The sequence below is a fragment of the Sabulicella rubraurantiaca genome (genome assembly GCF_017355885.1).
Classification (GTDB): Bacteria; Pseudomonadota; Alphaproteobacteria; order Acetobacterales; family Acetobacteraceae; genus Roseococcus; species Roseococcus rubraurantiacus.
Map to the genome: position 1 here is coordinate 1 of NZ_JAFEUU010000006.1, position 15602 is coordinate 15602.

Genomic DNA, 15602 nt, shown 5'->3' on the forward strand with positions numbered 1-15602 from the left:
GAACCATCCCCATGACGCAGATCACCTCCCCCGCCGCTGGCCTGGCCCTGACCGACGACCAGCTGGACGCCGCTTCGGGCGGCATCGGCCTGGGCACCTGGATTGGCGCGGGCGTCGGCCTCGTGGCTGGTGTGGCGCTGACCATCGCCACCGCCGGTGCCACCGCGCCGCTGCTGGCCGAGGCGGGCGTTACCATGGCCAGCATCATCGCCACCGGTGCCACCACCACCGCAGGCCTCACCGCCTCCGGCGCACTCGTCGGAACCGCCGTCGGAGGAAGCTGAAGCAGAGGGAGAGGCTCCAGGGTGTGCCGGACGGCGCATCCCGGAGCCGGCCCCGCTTGCCAGGGCGGCCGCCACGCGGCACCCGGAGCGGATGGAATCGCATCTCCTCACCCAGGCCGCCTCGCCCTTCCACGACCTTCTCGGCATCGAGATGGACGAGTGGCGCGAGGGCTTCGCACGGCTGGTCTGCCGGCCGGGGCCGCAGCACGCCAATCGCGGCGGCATCGTCCATGGCGGGGTGATGCTCGCCCTGCTGGACCAGGTGAACGCCTTCGCCGGGCTGTTCTGCCCGGTGCCGGGGCGGCGCCGCTCCGCCGTCACCCTCGACCTCGATGCGCGCTTCACCGCGCCGGGCCGCATTGGCGGGGTGCTGCGGGCGGAAGGGCGTCTCGTCACGTCTGGACGGGCGGTGTTCTTCGCGCAGGGCCAGGTGCTGGACGATGCGGGGCAGGTGGTCGCCTTCGGCGGCTCCACCCACCGCTACCGCTCCGGCAGCCACGCACTGGAAGGCGTGCCGGTCGAGGCCTGACCCCGCGCCCTGATGCAGTCGCGATCAGCAATTTTCTTGACATCTATCATTTCGAGGCCGTCACCATGCCTCCCTGTTGCGGGAGGCATGAGGATACGTCGTCTGGCTGCATTGACCTTGGTGCTGATCGGGCTTCTGGGCGGTTCTGCCACCGCGGCACCCATCACCGGCCTGCTCTACGTCCCGCTGGGTGGCACGAACATCATCCGCATCGATTTCGACGGGACGCAGTTCATTGGCGGCGGCGTGATCGGCGAGGCGATTTCCCCAAGCTGGGACGCCATGTCCTACGACCAGGCGAGCGGCGACCTGTATTACGTCCAAGAGAACGGCACCACGCTGAACCGCATCCAGTTCGACGGGACGCAGTTCATCGGCGGTGGCGTGCAGCTGGAGGAGATCCGGCCCGACTGGAACGCGATGAGCCTGATCTTCGCACCGACCTCGACGCCGGTTCCCGAGCCGACTTCCGCCCTGCTGCTCGGCTTCGGCCTGCTGGGCCTCAGCGCGATGCGCCGCCGCCCCGCCAGGCCTGACCGGCGCTCAGTTCCCCGGCAGGGCGACGCGAAAACTCGCGCCCTGCCCCGGCTCGCTTTCGATCGAAAGCTGTCCCCGGTGGCGCTGGACGATGTGCTTCACGATGGCGAGGCCAAGGCCGGTATTGCCCTGGGCGCGGGCGCGGCCCTTGTCCACGCGAAAGAAGCGCTCGGTCAGGCGGGGCAGGTGCTCGCGCGCGATGCCAGGCCCGTCGTCGCGCACGGCGAAGCCGACGCGCGCCCGCTCGCGAAAGGCTTCCAGGCGCACCTCCTCCGCTGCGTGCCGCAGGGCGTTGTCCAGCAGGTTGCGCGCCACCTGCGCCAGCTGGTCGGCATCGGCCGGAGCGGCGGTGAGCGACTGCTCCGGCAGGTCCAGCACGAGGCGCACGCCGCGCCGGGCGAAGAGCGGCTCCATCGCCGCCGCCTCGCTGCGCAGGATGTCGGAAAGCGGCGCCTCGCCCGAAGGGGGCAGGTGCTCCGTCGCCTCGACGCGCGACAGGCCGAGCAGGTCGTCGATCAGGCGGCGCATCCGCTCGCCCTGCTCCGCCATGATGGCGAGGAAGCGCTGCTGCGCCGCCGGGTCGTCCGCGGCCGGGCCGCGCAGCGTCTCGACGAAGCCCATCATGCTGGCCAGTGGCGTGCGAAGCTCGTGGCTGGCATTGGTGACGAAATCGGCCCGCATCCGGTCCAGGGCGCGGGCCGCGGAACGGTCGCCCAGCAGCAGCAGGATGCGCCCACCATCATCCAGCGGCGGGTCCATCGCCAGGGCCTGGGCGGCGTATTCGCGATGCGACACGCCGGGCAGCGCCACCTCCACCACCTGCGGTCCTGACCCGGCCAGGGCGCGGTCCAGCGCCGCCGCCAGGGCGGGGTGGCGCAGCAGCGCGCCCAGCCGCCCACGTGCGCCGTCGCCGAAGGCCAGCCGCGCGGCGCGATTGAGGCGGATGGGGGCCAGCCGCGCATCCAGCACCAACAGCGGGTCGGGCAGGGATTCCACCACCGCCTCTCCTCCCGCGCGCAGCCGCCCCACCAGGGCGGCGCGCGCCTCCGTGGCGCGGGCGAGGCGGGACAACTCCTCCTCCACGGCGCCGAGGCCGGGCAGGGCGGGCAGGGGCACCGGGGCCGCGCGCGGGCCTTCCGCCGCGGCGCGCAGCGCCGCAACCAAGCGGGCCGAAGCGACAGCCCAGAGCACCCCCAGCGCCCCCGCCCCCACCAGCACGGCCAGCAGCGCGGCCAGCCCGGGGCCGGAGGAAAGCGCTCCCGCCCCCATCAGGGCCACCAGCACCGCCGCCGGTGAGGCGGCGAGCAGCAGCGTGGCGAGGAGGGCGGTGCGACGCCTCAGCTTCCCGCCCCGCCGGGGGACGGAGCAGGCTGCACCACCACTGGATCGCCCCCTGGCCGCAGGGCAAAGACGGCAAGGCCGCGCGACACCACGCCGCCGGGCAGGATCTGCATGGGCCCGTCCGCGCCCAGGAAGGTCATGCCCACCGGCGGGGTGCCGTCACGCACCGCTCGCGCTGCCAGCGCCGCCCCGTCATAGGCCGTGCCGGCGAGGCGCGGCGGCGCGCCGCCGAAGGCCGCGGCATATTGCCCATCGAAGCGCCCGCGCCCCTGCGGATCGGGACCGGGGAACCACGCCCCGGCCAAGCTCGGCTCGTTGCCCAGCGCCGCCTCGCCCGCCCAGAGGACGGTGCCGAGCAGGCGCGGCCGGTTCGGCCCGAAGGCGTTGGCGATGGCCGGCCCCGCCTGACGGGCGAAGGCGGCGCCCCCGCCCAGGAGGATCGCGTCGGGCTGCGCAGCGGCGAGGCTCTCCGCCGGCCCGGCCATGTCGCCGCCACGCGGCCCCGTGAACTGCACGGCGGGCGGCGGCAGGCCGAGATCGGACAGGGCGCCGCGCATGGCGGAAGCCAGGCGCTGGCCGAAGGCGTCCTCCGGCGCCAGCAGGGCGAAGCGGCGCGCCCCGGCTTGGGCCGCGGCGGACACCATGCGCCGCGCCTGCTGCGTCGGCGTGATACCCAGCACCCAGACCTGCGGCCCGGCCTGGGCCTCGTCGGCGGTGAAGGCGAAGACCGGCACGGGGCTGCCGCGGACCACGCCCGACACCGCGGCCGTCTCGCCCAGGGTGAGCGGCCCGGCGATGGCCTGTGCACCCTCCGCCATGGCGCGCCGCGCCGCCTCGGACGCGCCGGAGGCGCTGGAGCGCGTGTCGCGCGGCACGAGTTCGAGGCCAGGGTCGCCGCTCTCGAACAGGGCGAGGGTGGCGGCGTTCTGCATCGCCTGGCCGAGCGGGGCGTTCCCGCCGGAAAGCGGCAGCAGCAGCGCGACGCGGGTGCGCGGCACCTCCGCCGGGACAGGGCCGGCCATGGGGGGCCCCCAGCCAGGCGCGGGAGCGTAACCGGGATAGCCCTGCGGGGCTTGCGGGGCGCAGCCGATCAGGAGCAGGAACAGGGCCCCCGGCAGCAGAGCCCATGGACGACGACGCGGCATCACCTCTCCCCCCTTCCGGCGGCCTCACCCTGGTGGCCACGCCGATCGGCAACCTGGACGACATCCCGGCCCGCGCGCTCCAGGCGTTGCGCGGGGCCGACACCGTGCTCTGCGAGGATACACGGGTGACGGCGAAACTGCTGGCGCGGCACGGCGTTGCCGCGCGCCTCGCCGCCCTGCACGACCACAACGAGGAAGCGGAGGCCGCGCCGCTCGTCAAGCGAATGCTGGCCGGCGAAAAATTGGCATTGGTGAGCGATGCCGGCACACCCTTGATGAGCGACCCCGGCTACCGCCTGGTGCGCGCTGCCATCGCGGCTGGCGTGGCGGTGACGGGCATCCCCGGGCCCAACGCGGCGGTGCTGGCGCTGACCTTGTCCGGCCTTCCGCCGCATCCCTTCCTGTTTCTCGGCTTCCTGCCTGCGCGTGGCGGCCCGCGCGAGGCCGAACTCGGCCGTCTGCGCGCCGCCGAGACGGCGGGTCTTTCCGCGACGCTGCTCTTCTACGAGGCGCCGCACCGCGCGGCGGAGACGCTGGCGGCGCTGCGCGACGCGCTGGGGGCCGACCGGCCGGCCGCGCTGGCGCGCGAGCTCACCAAGCGCTTCGAGGAGGTGCGGCGGGGGACGCTTGCCGAACTCGCGGCGCATTACGAGGCGCACCCGGCGCGGGGCGAGGTGGTGCTGGTGGTGGGCCCCGCCCCGCCGCCCGATGCCCCGGCGGAGGAGACGCTGGACGCGCTGCTGCGCCGCGCGATGGAGACGCTGTCCCTGCGCGACGCCGCCGCGCATGTCGCCGCCGCCACGGGAATGCCGCGCAAGCAGGTCTATGCCCGCGCGCTGGAGATCGGGAAGGGCGCGGGGTGAGGCGGCGCGTCCTGTGGATGAACCTGCTCTTCGCGGCCGGGCTGGCGCTGATCCTGCCCTGGTTCGCCGCCGGCGTGCTGGCGCATCGCTGGAAGGCGGCGCGCGGCACGGCCTGGGCGACGCAGCACGCCTATGCGGCGCGCACCTTCTGGATCGGCGTGGTGGGGCTGGTGGCGGGGGCGGTGTCCGGGCTTTGGCCCATCCTGGTGCTGGCCTGGCTGTGGTGCGCGGCGCGCGTCACGCGGCAATTCATGTTCTGGGAAAGCGAGGATTGGGTGGCCGATCCGGGGCGTTTCCTGTGAGCGGCGGCTTCCCGCCCGGCTCGCCGCTGGCGCGGCTGCTGGAAGGTCCGATCGCGCCGGGAAGGCTGCTGTGGATCGGGCTTCGCCCCGAGCGCCGCGCGCCGGTCGTACCCGTGTCCGAGGCGCTGCTGGTGGCCGGGCGCGGCGTGGAGGGTGACCGGTATCGCGGCACGGGCAAGGCGAACCGGCAGGTGACGATCCTGGCGCGCGAGCACCTGGACGCCATCGCCTCCTTCCTGCACCGCGACGCGATCGCGCCCGAGGCGCTGCGCCGCAACCTGCTGGTGGAAGGCGTGAATTTGCTGGCGCTGAAGGGACGGCGCTTCCGCATCGGCGCGGCGCTGCTGGAGCACTCCGGCGAGTGCCACCCGTGCTCGCGCATGGAGGAGGTGCTGGGGCCGGGCGGCTACAACGCCACGCGCGGCCAGGGCGGAATCACCGCGCGGGTGATCGAGGGCAGCGTGGTACGGGTGGGTGATGAGGTAGAGGTGGCCGAGGCATAGGGCACGGTGCGTTTTGGAGGAAATCTCGCATGATTCCACGCCCGCTCGACGCCGTGATCTTCGACATGGATGGGCTGCTCCTCGATACGGAGACGCTGTATCGGCAGGCAATCGTCTCCTCCTGCGCCAGCCAGGGCCACGAGATGCCGGGTCATCTCCATCTCAGCCTGATCGGCACGCCCCAGGAGGCTGGCGACGCATTGCTCCGTGGCCATTTCGGCCTCACCTTCGACCTCGACGCCTACCATGCGGCCTGTGCCCAACATTTCGACAGATTATGCGAGGCTTCGGTGCCGCTGCGGCCCGGAGCGCTGGAGCTGCTCGGCTATCTGAAGGCCAACGACATTCCGATGGCGGTCGCGACCTCGACCACGCGAAGCCGTGCGGAGCCTCGCCTCGCACGCGCAGGCATCCTCGACTTCTTCCATGGCTTGGTCACGCGCAGCGACGTGCGGCGCGGCAAGCCGCATCCGGATAGCTTTCTGGCCGCCGCCGCCGCGTTGCAGGCCCGGCCCGGCCACTGCCTTGCGCTCGAGGACTCGCATAATGGCGTCCGCGCCGCGGCAGCTGCGGGAATGGCAACGGTCATGATCCCCGACCTGCTCGCCCCGACCCCGGAGATCGAGAGGCTTTGCGTCACGGTGTGGCCCAGCTTGCTGGAGGTCCTGCATCGCCTCGAGCTGGTCGGCGCCACGCGCGGCTGAGGCTTTGTGGGCGGCTGCGCGTGTGCCGGCTATGCCTTCGGCAGCCGCACGGTGAATTTCGCGCCCAGCACCTTGCCATCGGCGCTGCGGCGGTTCTCGGCGGTGATGCGGCCGCGCAGGCCTTCGATGATCTGCTTGGAAATGGACAGGCCCAGGCCGGAATGCTGGCCGAAGCGCTCGCCGCGCGGGCGTTCGGAGTAGAAGCGGTCGAAGATGCCGTCCAGCTTGGCCTCGGGGATGCCGGGGCCTTCATCCTCCACCACCACTTCCACCTCCGCCCCCGCCGCGCGCGCGCGGATGGTGACGGTGCCCTCCTCCGGCGAGAAGGAGACGGCGTTGCCCATCAGGTTGCGGAACACCTGTACCAAGCGGTCCTCCACCCCCAGCACGGTGAGGCGCGCCGGTACTTCCAGCGCCATCACCGGGTCCTTCTCGCGCCGCGTGGCGTTGTGAAGCTCCACCAGCACGGAGAGCATGGGTGAAAGCTCCACCGGCTCCGCCACCGCGCGCGACAATTCCGCATCCACCTTGGAGGAGTCGCTGATATCGCCGATCAGCCGGTCCATCCGCACCGCATCCTCGGCGATGATGGCCAGCAGCCGGGAGCGCTGGTTCGGGTCCTCCACGCGGCGCAGCGTCTCGATGGCGCTGCGCACGCTGGTCAGCGGGTTCTTCAGCTCGTGCGCCACGTCGGCGGCGAAGCGCTCATTGGCGTCGATGCGGGCCCAGAGTGCGCGCGCGGCGGCCTGGAGGTCACGGGCCAGGATGCCGATCTCGTCGTCGCGCGCGCGCAGGTGGCGCGGCACGGAGCCACCGCGGCCGCGCCCTTGGCGCATCTCCGCCGCCGCGCCGGCCAGTTGCAGGATGGGTCGCGCGAGGGTGCGGGTGAGGAAGAGCGACACGCCCACCGTCAGCACCAGCGCCAGAAAGAAGAGGCCGAGCACGGAGACGCGGATCTCCAGCAGCCGCGCATCCACCTCGCGCGCCTCGCGCGTCAGCAGCACGATGCCGAGATTCTGCCCGCCGCGTCGCGCCGGCTCCGCCACGCTGACCAGGAGGCGCCCTTCCGGCGTGCGGCGGATATAGGGGGCGACACCGCCCTCCAGCGCCAGGCGCAGCTCCGCCTGCCGCTCCGGCCCGAGGTCGGGCTGCCACTCGAAGCTCTGCGCGGCGGGCGAACGGTCCAGCGTGACGTCGGAGCGGCGCGGGCGCGGAACCAGGGCGGAGACCTGCTCGGCCAGGGTGGAGAGGCGCTGGCCCCAACCGCCGGGCACGGCGGGGGCGGGCAGCGGCTCGGCGATCACCGTGCCGCCCGCCCCCTCGCGCACGCGCGAATCGGCGATGACGAGGCCGGCCGCGTCGAAGATGCGCGCCTGGGTGGCCGGCGACGGCTCGACGAGGCGGCGCAGCAGCGGCCGCGCCTGCTCGGGCACCAGCGTCGCGCGGTCATCCTGCACGCGCACCGCGGCCTCGGCGATGGCGCCGGCATAGATGCGCGCCTGGGTGCGCATCGCCTCCACCTCGGCGGCGAGCAGCCCGTCCTGGTACTGGTCGAGATAAAGCAGCGCCGCCGCCAGCAGCGCCGGCGGCAGGGCATTCACCAGCAGGATGCGGCGCAGCAGCGGCGAGACGAGACGCCGCCGTGCGGGCGGCGCCGCGTCCGGCTTCAGGAGAGGCGCGATCTCGGACATGCCGGATGGGTTACCCCCGGCGCACGCGCCACGCCACCCACAGCCGCGGCCCCGCCAGCCCCAGCACCGCGAGGAGAAGGATCGCCAGCGAGACGGGGCGCGTCACGAAGACGCTCCAATCGCCCTGGGAGATGGTGAGGGCCTGGCGCAGCGCCTGTTCCGCCATCGGGCCGAGGATCATGCCGATCACCACCGGCGCCACCGGGAAGTCGTAGCGCCGCATGAACATGCCGACGATGCCGATCAGGTAGAGCAGCACGAGGTCCACGACGGAATTCGAGATGCCGTAGGTGCCGACCGTCGCGAAGACCAGAATGCCGGCATAGAGCTGCGGCTGCGGGATCTTCAGGATGCGAACCCACAGCCCGACCAGCGGCAGGTTCAGCACCACCAGCATGATATTGGCAATGAAGAGGGAGGCGATCAGCGTCCAGACCAGCTCGCCCTGGATCTGGAACAGCAGCGGCCCGGGCTGGATGCCGTAGGACTGGAAGGCGGAGAGCATGATCGCCGCCGTCGCGCTGGTCGGCAGGCCCAGCGTGAGCATGGGCACCAGCACACCGGCGGCGGCGGCGTTGTTGGCCGCCTCCGGCCCCGCCACCCCCTCGATCGCGCCGGTGGTGCCGAATTCCTTCTTCGCCTCGGGCGAGGCGAGGCGCCGTTCGGCGTAGTAGCTCAGCATGGTCGGCATCTCGGTGCCGCCGGCGGGCAGCACGCCGAAGGGAAAGCCGAGGCCCGCGCCGCGCAGCCAGGGGCCGAAGGAGCGGCGGAGATCAGAGCGCGACAGCATGACGCGGCCCACCGGCAGCACGGTGGGCTCGCCGCCGTGATAGCGCCACGCCATGTGCAGTGCCTCGCCCACCGCGAAGAGGGCGACAGCCACCAGCACCACGTTCACCCCGTCCAGCAATTCGGGGATGCCGAAGGTCATGCGCGGCTGGCCGGTTTGCAGGTCGATCCCCACCAGCCCCAGCGCCAGCCCGAAGAAGAGCGAGGTCAGCCCACGCAGCGCCGAGCCGCCGAGCACGGCGGAGACGGTGACGAAGCACAGCACCATCAGCGCGAAATACTCCGCCGGGCCGAGGCGCAGCGCGAGATCCACGATGACGGGGCCCAGGAAGGCGATGCCCGCCGTGCCGACCACGCCCGCGACGAAGGAGCCGATGGCCGAGGTGGCGAGGGCCGGTCCGGCGCGGCCGGAGCGCGCCATTTTCGCCCCTTCCAGCGCGGTGATGATGGAGCCGGACTCGCCCGGCGCGTTCAAGAGGATGGAGGTGGTCGAGCCGCCATACATCGCGCCGTAGAACACGCCGCAGAACAGGATGAAGGCGCCCGTCGCGCTCACCTGGAAGGTGATGGGCAGCAATAGCGCGATGGTGAGCGCCGGGCCGAGCCCGGGCAGCACGCCGACGGCGGTGCCGAGGAAGCAGCCCAGCAGCGCCCAGCCGAGATTGGACAGCGTCAGGGCCTGGGAGAAGCCGAGGGAAAGACCAGCAATCGCATCCATCAGGGGCAACTTTCGCTGGGGCGCCGGGTTCCGGCGCCATGGGACTCTTCAATTTCATCCAGGGTGTCGGGCGCCGGCTCGGCCTCGGCACGACCGCCACCGCCGCCGAGGCAGAGAAGGAACCCGCCCCCACGCCGCCCTCGGCCGACATGCTCCAGCAGGAGGTGAACCGGCTGGGCCTCAACGCCGCGGGCGTCACCATGAAGGTGGAGGAAGGGACGGTCGTGCTGGAAGGCGCGCGGGGAATGGACCCCGCGGAGCACGAGAAGCTCGTCCTCGCCCTCGGCAACGTGGCGGGCATCAGTGCGGTGGATGACCGGACGCAAGGCGCCCCCCAGCCGGAAGCCACCTTCTACACCGTCAAAAAGGGCGACACGCTCTCGGCCATCGCCAAGGCGCATCTCGGCAACGCCAATGCCTACATGAAGATCTTCGAGGCGAACACGCCGATGCTGGAGCACCCGGACCGCATCTATCCCGGCCAGGTGCTGCGCATCCCGAAGGACTGAAGAGGGGCAAGTCTGCGGGGCTGATTCACCGCTTCGGTGATTCCGCCTCCGCAGGTCAGGCCCGGGCATCCTCACGGAACTTCCTGGCCGAGGAGGTGCAGCACCGCCTCCTCCAGCACGCCCGCGCCAATGTTCACCCCCAGCGCCTGCACGAACAGGAACCAGGTGCCGAGGCAGAGCGGCAGCGCGATCAGGATGTCGCGCAACAGGCGGCGCGACCCGAAGGCCGCCGCCACCAGCACGAATTGCGCCGAGGCCGCGATCGAGAAGCCCAGCGGCCCGATCAGGGCCAGGTTGGCGAGCAGCCCCGCCCCCATCAGCCCCAGGGCGCGCAGATTGGGCGGCCCGGCCTCCTGCACCTCCTCGATGTGGTGGGACCAGCCGCCGCGCCAGGCGGAGAGCGTGAGCAGCACCCCGAGCAGGAGCAGCCCCCCTGCGACCAGGAAGGGAATCACCTTCGGCCCGACCTGGGCATAGAGCGGCGAGACGGGGATCACTGCCGCCTGCCAGAGCGCGAGCGCCCCCAGACCGGCGACAAACAACCCGGCGCCCAGATCGGCCCGGGAGGGTTCCTGACGCATGACGCCTCGCGCATCCTCGAAGCGGCATCTCAAGCCGCAAACGCCCCGCCGCGCAACCAGAGAGGAGCGGACCCCATGGATTCAGAGCCCTTCGCCCCGGATGGACGCCTGCTCCGCTTCCTCCAGTCGGTCGCGGAGGGGGGCGCAGGGGATGCGGTGGACGGGGTGGGGGCGGCGGAGGCCGGTCTGGTGCGGCCGGGGCCGGATGGGGCGCCGGTGCTGACCGAGGCCGGGCGGGCCTCCCTGGCCGCTGCTGCCATTCCCGCCATCTACCGGCGCCACGCCGCCGTCTTCGACCGGCTGCGCGTCCGCACGCTGTTCGAGCGCGCCTGGCTAGAGCAGTTCCTCGCCCTCGTGCCGCCGGGCGGTGCCGTGCTCGACCTGGGCTGCGGCATGGGGGAGCCGATGGCGCGCTTCCTCGCCGAGGCGGGGCGACGCGTGACCGGGGTGGATGCCTCGCCCGCGCTTCTGGCCCTGGCGCGGGAGAGGATGCCCGCCGGGGAGTGGATCGCGGCGGATATGCGCGACCTCGATCTGAGGCTGCGCTTCGAGGGCATACTGGCCTGGGACAGCTTCTTCCACCTGTCGCGCGCCGACCAGCGCGCGATGTTTCCCGTCTTCGCGCGTCACGCCGCGCCCGGCGCCGCGCTGATGTTCACCAGCGGCCCGGCGGCGGGTGAGGCGATCGGGAGCTTCGAGGGCGAGGCGCTGTTCCACGCCAGCCTCGACCCCACGGATTACCGGGAGAGGATGGGAAAAGAAGGCTTCGAGGTGGTGGCGCACCGCGCGGAGGACGCGGAATGCGGCGGGCGGACCGTGTGGCTCGCCCGCCGCTCCGATCAGGCGGCCAGCGCCGGGTAGTCGGTATAGCCGCGCGCGTCGCCGCCGTAGAAGGTGGACTTGTCCGGCTGGTTCAGCGCCGCCCCCTCGCGCAGCCGCACCGGCAGGTCGGGGTTGGCGATGAAGGGCGCGCCGAAGGAGATCATCTCCGCCTTCCCGGCGGCGAGATCCGCATCCGCCCGTGCCCGGTCATAGTCACCATTGAGGATCAGCGTGCCGGGGAAGAGGTGCCGCGCCTGCCCCGCCACGTCCCAGCCCGGACGGGCATCGATCACGTGCAGATAAGCGATGGGCCGCTTCGCCAGCTCGGCGATGACATGGGCGTGGGTGGCCTCGGCCTCCGGATCCTGGATGTCGTTGAAGGTCACGCCCGGCGAGAGCCGCACGCCAACTCGGTCGCCACCCACCGCCGCGATGGCGGCATCCGTGGCAGCCAGGAGGAAGCGGGCGCGCTTCTCGATCGTGCCGCCCCACTCATCCTCACGCCGGTTCACGTTCGGCGCCAGGAACTGCGCCGGCAGGTAGCCATTGGCGCCATGCACCTCCACGCCGTCCAGCCCGGCTTCCACGGCGAGCGTCGCCGCGCGGCCATAGGACTGCACAAGCGCCTCGATCTCCCGTGCCTCCAGCGCGCGGGGCATGCCATGCGGCTTCGGTCCCTCATGGGTGAAGATCTCGCCCGGCGCCTGCACGGCGGAGGGCGCGACGGGCGCCTCGCCGTTCAAGAAGTCGGGGTGGGAGATGCGGCCGGCATGCATGAGCTGCACGAAGATGTGCCCGCCCCGTGCCTTCACCGCCTTCGCCACGTCGCGCCAGCCCTCCTGGGTGCGCGCGTCGTAGAGGCCAGGAATGTCGATGTAGCCGTGGCCCGACGGGTCGGGGGTCGTGCCCTCGGTGATGATCAGCCCGGCCGAGGCGCGCTGCGCGTAATACTCGGCGTTCAGCGCATTGGGCGCGCCACCCGGCGAGCGGTTGCGCGTCATCGGCGCCATGGCAATGCGGTTGGGCAGGTCGAGCGCGCCGAGGCGGATCGGGGTGAACAGGTCGGTCATGAGGGTCTCCCTCGTGTCTTCCTGCTCAAGCTGGGGTGTCCGGCCTCGCCCGTGAAATGGCCGTTGGTGATGACGGGCATTCACCACGCGAAGGTTGCGGAACCGTCCCGCGCCCCCAAGGTGCGCGGCCCCTCGACATCCCGGCCCATCCTGTCACCCTGCGCGCGGGACGGAGACGGATATATCATGTTTCGGGACGACCTCTTTGCGGGGCACCGCGTGCTGGTGACGGGCGGTGGCACCGGGCTGGGCCGCGCCATGGCGGAACGCCTGCTTTCCCTCGGTGCAGAGGTCGAGATCTGGGGACGCCGCGAATCCGTGTTGAAGGAGGCGGCGGATGCCATGGGCGGCGCGCCGCGCGTGACCTTCCGCGCCGTGGACATCCGCGATGGCGAGGCGGTGGAGCGCGCCGTGGCAGCTTCCTGGGAGGAAGGGCGTCCCTTCACCCGGCTGATCAACAACGCGGCGGGCAACTTCATCTCCCGCACGGAGGATCTGTCGCGGCGCGGCTTCCGCGCCATTGCCGAGATCGTGTTCCACGGCACCTTCCACGTGACGCAGGAAGTGGGGAAACGCTGGATTGCGGACGGGACGGGCGGGGCGGTGCTGTCCATCGTCGTCACCTGGGTCTGGACCGGATCGCCCTTCGTCGTGCCCTCGGCGATGAGCAAGGCGGGGGTGGAGGCGATGACCAAGTCGCTGGCCGTCGAATGGGGACGGCACGGTATCCGGCTGAACGGCATCGCGCCGGGCGTCATCCCGACCGAGGGCGCATCATCGCGGCTGCGGCCGGGCGATACGCGGCACAGCGAGCCGGCGCAGCGTAACCCGCTGGGCCGTGTCGGCACGCTGGAAGAGATCGGCGACCTCGCCGCCTTCCTGCTGGCGCCGCAGACAAGTTGGATCAATGGCCAGACCGTGGCGCTGGATGGCGGTGACTGGCTCGCGAATGGCGCCTATTTCACGAACTACCTGAGCTGGGGCGACGCGGAATGGCAGGCGGCGCGGGAGCGCATTCGCGCGCGCGACGCCGCCGACAAGACGCCGCAAGGCTGAACGCCGCCTGCGCGCAAGGATGCTTCACCGGAGGACACCCATCATGACGACCCGCCGCGCCGCGCTTGGCCTTCTCGCCACGCCGCTCCTCTTGCCCGAGGCGCGGGCGCAATCCTGGCCGACGCGGCCGCTGCGCCTCGTCGTGCCCTATGCGCCGGGCGGCACGACGGACCAGCTGGGCCGCTCTCTCGCCGAGCTGCTGTCGCGCGAGCTGGGGCAGCCCGTGGTGGTGGAGAACCGGCCGGGCGGCAATACGGTGATCGGCACCCAGGCCGTGGCGCAGGCGGCGCCGGATGGGCACACGCTGCTGATGGCCTCGGGCGCCAGCATGATCCTGAACCCGCTGGTGATGCGCCGCATCCCCTACAACGCGGAGCGCGACCTCGCCCTTCTTTCGGTCGCGGTGGAAACGCCGCTGGTGATGGTGGTGGGGCCGCAGGTGCAGGCCCGTAACGTCGCCGAGTTCACCGAGCTGGCAAAGCGCCAGCCGCTCAACGTGGCGACGGTGGGGATCGGCAATCCCATCCACCTCGCGGCGGAGCTCTACGCGCTTTCGGCGGGGGTGGAGTTGCAGAATGTCGTCTATCCAGGCAGCGCCCCGGCATTGACCTCGCTGCTGTCGGGCGACGTGCAGGTGATGTTCGACGTGGTGCTCACGTCCTTGCCCTTCATCCGCGACAACCGGTTGCGCGCGCTGGCGGTGACGACGCGCGAGCGGCTGGCGGTGCTGCCCGATGTGCCGACCCTCGCGGAAAGCGGCTACCCCGGCTACGAGGCCTCGACCTGGTTCGGCGTGGCAGCGCCAGCCGGGCTGCCCGCGCCGGTGGAAGCGCGACTGCGCGAGGCGCTGGCCGCGGCGCAGCGCGATGCCGGGTTCCGCCAGCGCTTCGACTCGCTGGGCCTCGTGGTGCAGCCGCCGCGCGACGCCGCCGCGATCGCGACACTGCTGCGCGAGGAGCGCACGCGCTGGGGCAGCGTGGTGCAGCGGCGAGGGATCAGCCTGGAGTAGACCGGCGAAAGCCGCACAAGCACCAAGCACCCTCCAGTCTCCACCCGGCCGCAACGCGGCCGGCGCGCGGCTCGGAACAGTCAGGTCGGCGCAACATGTCTGAGGCGCGCAAGCCAAGCCGCCGGAGGCGGCGCCCGGCGCTTGAGGGCATGGAATGCGCTTGAGGCGAAGCCTCAAGCGCATCCAAAAACTACGCCAAGCCCAGTTCTTTCAGCACCGTCTCCGTCGCGGCGATGTCGGCCTGGAGGTAGCGCTCGAACTCCGCGCCCGGGAGGAAGGCGTCGTCCCAGCCGCGCGCCTGCAGCAGGTCGCGCCAAGCGGGCAGGGCGTGGAGATCGGTGATGAAGCGCGTCAGATTCTCGCGCGCCTCGGGGCGGATGCCCGGTGGAGCGAAGACGCCGCGCCAATTCGCCGTCACCACGTCCAGGCCGCTTTCCTTCAGCGTCGGGACCGCGGGGTCGGAGCGCGTCTCGCCCGTGGTGGCCAGGGCGCGCATCCGGCCCGCCTTGATCTGCTCGCTGAACTCGGAATAGCCGGAAATGCCCGCGCGCACCTGCGCGCCGAGGATCGCCGCCTGGGCCGGGCCGCCGCCCGCGAAGGCGACATAGCTCGCCTCGCGCGCATTGCGGCCCAGGGCCTTGAGGATAAGGCCGAGGGTGATGTGGTCGGTGCCGCCCGCGCTGCCGCCCGCCACCGCGACGCCGCCCGGATTGGCGCGGAACGCCGCCAGCAAACCCTGGATGTCCTGGATGTCGGAGGAGGCCGGCACCACCACCACGCCCACTTCCTGCGTCAGGCGCGCGATGGGCACCACGTCCTTCAGCCCGACCGGGGCGCGGTTGGTCAGCACCGCCCCCACCATGACGGAACCCGCGACCATCAGCGCGTCGCCGCGCCCGCGCCGCTGCGAGACGAAGCGCGGCAGCCCCACCGTGCCGCCGGCGCCGCCGACATTTTCGAACTGCATGGTGCCGACCATGTTGGCGCCGCGCGCCACCTGCTCGATGGCGCGGCCCAGCCCGTCCCAGCCGCCGCCGGGGCCGGCGGGGATGAACATGTGCAGCATGTTGAGTCGCGTCTGCGCCGCGGCGGGAAGCGCGGAGAGCGCAAGGGAGGCGCCCAGGAGGGCGCGGCGCGTCGGGGTCATCG

17 protein-coding genes and 1 pseudogene are annotated in these 15602 nt (G+C 72.1%); 11 read left to right on the plus strand and 7 right to left on the minus strand.

Annotation, left to right across the window (positions count from 1 at the left end):
* From JTJ31_RS11910 to JTJ31_RS25355, 3 genes and pseudogenes are all read left to right on the plus strand, one after another.
* The coding region (locus tag JTJ31_RS11910; protein ID WP_207538893.1) for a hypothetical protein at nucleotides 1-284 on the plus strand (284 nt) is incomplete at its 5' end.
* 91 nt (nucleotides 285-375) lie between these two features.
* A complete protein-coding gene (locus JTJ31_RS11915; RefSeq protein WP_207538894.1) occupies nucleotides 376-813 on the plus strand; it encodes a PaaI family thioesterase in 438 nt (145 codons plus the stop codon).
* A gap of 420 nt (nucleotides 814-1233) precedes the next feature.
* A pseudogene (locus tag JTJ31_RS25355) lies at nucleotides 1234-1329 on the plus strand (PEP-CTERM sorting domain-containing protein); the annotation flags it as partial.
* Between the two features lie 27 nt (nucleotides 1330-1356).
* Here the strand turns inward: JTJ31_RS25355 and JTJ31_RS11925 are convergent.
* Nucleotides 1357-2619, minus strand: coding sequence for a sensor histidine kinase (locus tag JTJ31_RS11925; protein ID WP_207539210.1), 1263 nt, complete (start codon nucleotides 2617-2619; stop codon nucleotides 1357-1359).
* A 68-nt stretch (nucleotides 2620-2687) separates the two neighbouring features.
* A complete protein-coding gene (locus JTJ31_RS11930) occupies nucleotides 2688-3836 on the minus strand; it encodes a penicillin-binding protein activator (protein WP_207538895.1) in 1149 nt (382 codons plus the stop codon).
* On the opposite strand from JTJ31_RS11930, the gene rsmI reads away from it, so the two are divergent.
* From rsmI to JTJ31_RS11945, 4 genes are read left to right on the plus strand one after another with little or no spacing between them, the layout of a single operon-like run.
* A complete protein-coding gene (gene rsmI, locus JTJ31_RS11935) occupies nucleotides 3818-4699 on the plus strand; it encodes a 16S rRNA (cytidine(1402)-2'-O)-methyltransferase (RefSeq protein ID WP_207538896.1) in 882 nt (293 codons plus the stop codon). The genes JTJ31_RS11930 and rsmI overlap by 19 nt on opposite strands.
* Nucleotides 4696-5001: a hypothetical protein gene (locus tag JTJ31_RS24660; protein ID WP_236020133.1), complete on the plus strand. Its 306-nt coding sequence runs from the start codon at nucleotides 4696-4698 to the stop codon at nucleotides 4999-5001. Before rsmI ends, JTJ31_RS24660 begins: the two co-directional genes overlap by 4 nt.
* Nucleotides 4998-5504, plus strand: a complete 507-nt coding sequence (locus JTJ31_RS24665) for an MOSC domain-containing protein (RefSeq protein ID WP_328805723.1) — start codon at nucleotides 4998-5000, stop codon at nucleotides 5502-5504. The genes JTJ31_RS24660 and JTJ31_RS24665 overlap by 4 nt, the downstream gene beginning before the upstream one ends.
* Nucleotides 5505-5533: 29 nt before the next feature.
* The gene (locus JTJ31_RS11945) at nucleotides 5534-6208 is read left to right on the plus strand and encodes an HAD family hydrolase (RefSeq protein WP_207538898.1); all 675 of its coding nucleotides are present in this window, start codon (nucleotides 5534-5536) and stop codon (nucleotides 6206-6208) included.
* Nucleotides 6209-6237: 29 nt separating this feature from the next.
* Here the strand turns inward: JTJ31_RS11945 and JTJ31_RS11950 are convergent, their stop codons facing one another.
* Together JTJ31_RS11950 and JTJ31_RS11955 are read right to left on the minus strand one after the other, a co-directional pair.
* Nucleotides 6238-7899 carry a stimulus-sensing domain-containing protein gene (locus JTJ31_RS11950; protein WP_207538899.1) on the minus strand — a complete coding sequence of 554 codons (1662 nt, stop codon included), beginning with the start codon at nucleotides 7897-7899 and terminating at the stop codon, nucleotides 6238-6240.
* A gap of 10 nt (nucleotides 7900-7909) precedes the next feature.
* Nucleotides 7910-9406: a tripartite tricarboxylate transporter permease gene (locus JTJ31_RS11955; RefSeq protein WP_207538900.1), complete on the minus strand. Its 1497-nt coding sequence runs from the start codon at nucleotides 9404-9406 to the stop codon at nucleotides 7910-7912.
* 38 nt (nucleotides 9407-9444) lie between these two features.
* Between JTJ31_RS11955 and lysM the strand changes: the two genes are divergently transcribed.
* Complete coding sequence (lysM, locus tag JTJ31_RS11960) at nucleotides 9445-9915, plus strand: peptidoglycan-binding protein LysM (protein WP_207538901.1); 471 nt, start codon at nucleotides 9445-9447, stop codon at nucleotides 9913-9915.
* A 71-nt stretch (nucleotides 9916-9986) separates the two neighbouring features.
* On the opposite strand, the gene JTJ31_RS11965 is transcribed toward lysM, so the two are convergent.
* Nucleotides 9987-10496 carry a tripartite tricarboxylate transporter TctB family protein gene (locus JTJ31_RS11965; RefSeq protein ID WP_207538902.1) on the minus strand — a complete coding sequence of 170 codons (510 nt, stop codon included), beginning with the start codon at nucleotides 10494-10496 and terminating at the stop codon, nucleotides 9987-9989.
* A 75-nt stretch (nucleotides 10497-10571) separates the two neighbouring features.
* On the opposite strand from JTJ31_RS11965, the gene JTJ31_RS11970 reads away from it, so the two are divergent.
* Entirely contained in the window at nucleotides 10572-11357 is a 786-nt protein-coding gene (locus JTJ31_RS11970) for a class I SAM-dependent DNA methyltransferase (RefSeq protein WP_207538903.1), read from the plus strand.
* On the opposite strand, the gene JTJ31_RS11975 is transcribed toward JTJ31_RS11970, so the two are convergent.
* Nucleotides 11336-12388, minus strand: coding sequence for an alkene reductase (locus tag JTJ31_RS11975; protein WP_207538904.1), 1053 nt, complete (start codon nucleotides 12386-12388; stop codon nucleotides 11336-11338). The two genes, JTJ31_RS11970 and JTJ31_RS11975, sit on opposite strands and share 22 nt — an antisense overlap.
* A 186-nt stretch (nucleotides 12389-12574) precedes the next feature.
* On the opposite strand from JTJ31_RS11975, the gene JTJ31_RS11980 reads away from it, so the two are divergent.
* Complete coding sequence (locus JTJ31_RS11980) at nucleotides 12575-13444, plus strand: SDR family oxidoreductase (RefSeq protein ID WP_207538905.1); 870 nt, start codon at nucleotides 12575-12577, stop codon at nucleotides 13442-13444.
* A 43-nt stretch (nucleotides 13445-13487) separates the two neighbouring features.
* A complete protein-coding gene (locus JTJ31_RS11985) occupies nucleotides 13488-14453 on the plus strand; it encodes a Bug family tripartite tricarboxylate transporter substrate binding protein (RefSeq protein ID WP_207538906.1) in 966 nt (321 codons plus the stop codon).
* Nucleotides 14454-14643: 190 nt separating this feature from the next.
* Here the strand turns inward: JTJ31_RS11985 and JTJ31_RS11990 are convergent, their stop codons facing one another.
* Entirely contained in the window at nucleotides 14644-15600 is a 957-nt protein-coding gene (locus tag JTJ31_RS11990) for a Bug family tripartite tricarboxylate transporter substrate binding protein (protein ID WP_207538907.1), read from the minus strand.
* Nucleotides 15601-15602: the final 2 nt, after the last annotated feature.

What these genes read in the sequence shown, in the direction of transcription:
- JTJ31_RS11915 (WP_207538894.1), top strand. Translation starts at nt 376, where the DNA reads ATGGAATCGCATCTCCTCACCCAGGCCGCCTCGCCCTTCCACGACCTT.
- JTJ31_RS11925 (WP_207539210.1), bottom strand. Translation starts at nt 2,619, where the DNA reads ATGGGGGCGGGAGCGCTTTCCTCCGGCCCCGGGCTGGCCGCGCTGCTG.
- rsmI (WP_207538896.1), top strand. Translation starts at nt 3,818, where the DNA reads ATGGACGACGACGCGGCATCACCTCTCCCCCCTTCCGGCGGCCTCACC.
- JTJ31_RS11930 (WP_207538895.1), bottom strand. Translation starts at nt 3,836, where the DNA reads ATGCCGCGTCGTCGTCCATGGGCTCTGCTGCCGGGGGCCCTGTTCCTG.
- JTJ31_RS11945 (WP_207538898.1), top strand. Translation starts at nt 5,534, where the DNA reads ATGATTCCACGCCCGCTCGACGCCGTGATCTTCGACATGGATGGGCTG.
- JTJ31_RS11950 (WP_207538899.1), bottom strand. Translation starts at nt 7,899, where the DNA reads ATGTCCGAGATCGCGCCTCTCCTGAAGCCGGACGCGGCGCCGCCCGCA.
- JTJ31_RS11955 (WP_207538900.1), bottom strand. Translation starts at nt 9,406, where the DNA reads ATGGATGCGATTGCTGGTCTTTCCCTCGGCTTCTCCCAGGCCCTGACG.
- lysM (WP_207538901.1), top strand. Translation starts at nt 9,445, where the DNA reads ATGGGACTCTTCAATTTCATCCAGGGTGTCGGGCGCCGGCTCGGCCTC.
- JTJ31_RS11965 (WP_207538902.1), bottom strand. Translation starts at nt 10,496, where the DNA reads ATGCGTCAGGAACCCTCCCGGGCCGATCTGGGCGCCGGGTTGTTTGTC.
- JTJ31_RS11970 (WP_207538903.1), top strand. Translation starts at nt 10,572, where the DNA reads ATGGATTCAGAGCCCTTCGCCCCGGATGGACGCCTGCTCCGCTTCCTC.
- JTJ31_RS11975 (WP_207538904.1), bottom strand. Translation starts at nt 12,388, where the DNA reads ATGACCGACCTGTTCACCCCGATCCGCCTCGGCGCGCTCGACCTGCCC.
- JTJ31_RS11980 (WP_207538905.1), top strand. Translation starts at nt 12,575, where the DNA reads ATGTTTCGGGACGACCTCTTTGCGGGGCACCGCGTGCTGGTGACGGGC.
- JTJ31_RS11985 (WP_207538906.1), top strand. Translation starts at nt 13,488, where the DNA reads ATGACGACCCGCCGCGCCGCGCTTGGCCTTCTCGCCACGCCGCTCCTC.
- JTJ31_RS11990 (WP_207538907.1), bottom strand. Translation starts at nt 15,600, where the DNA reads ATGACCCCGACGCGCCGCGCCCTCCTGGGCGCCTCCCTTGCGCTCTCC.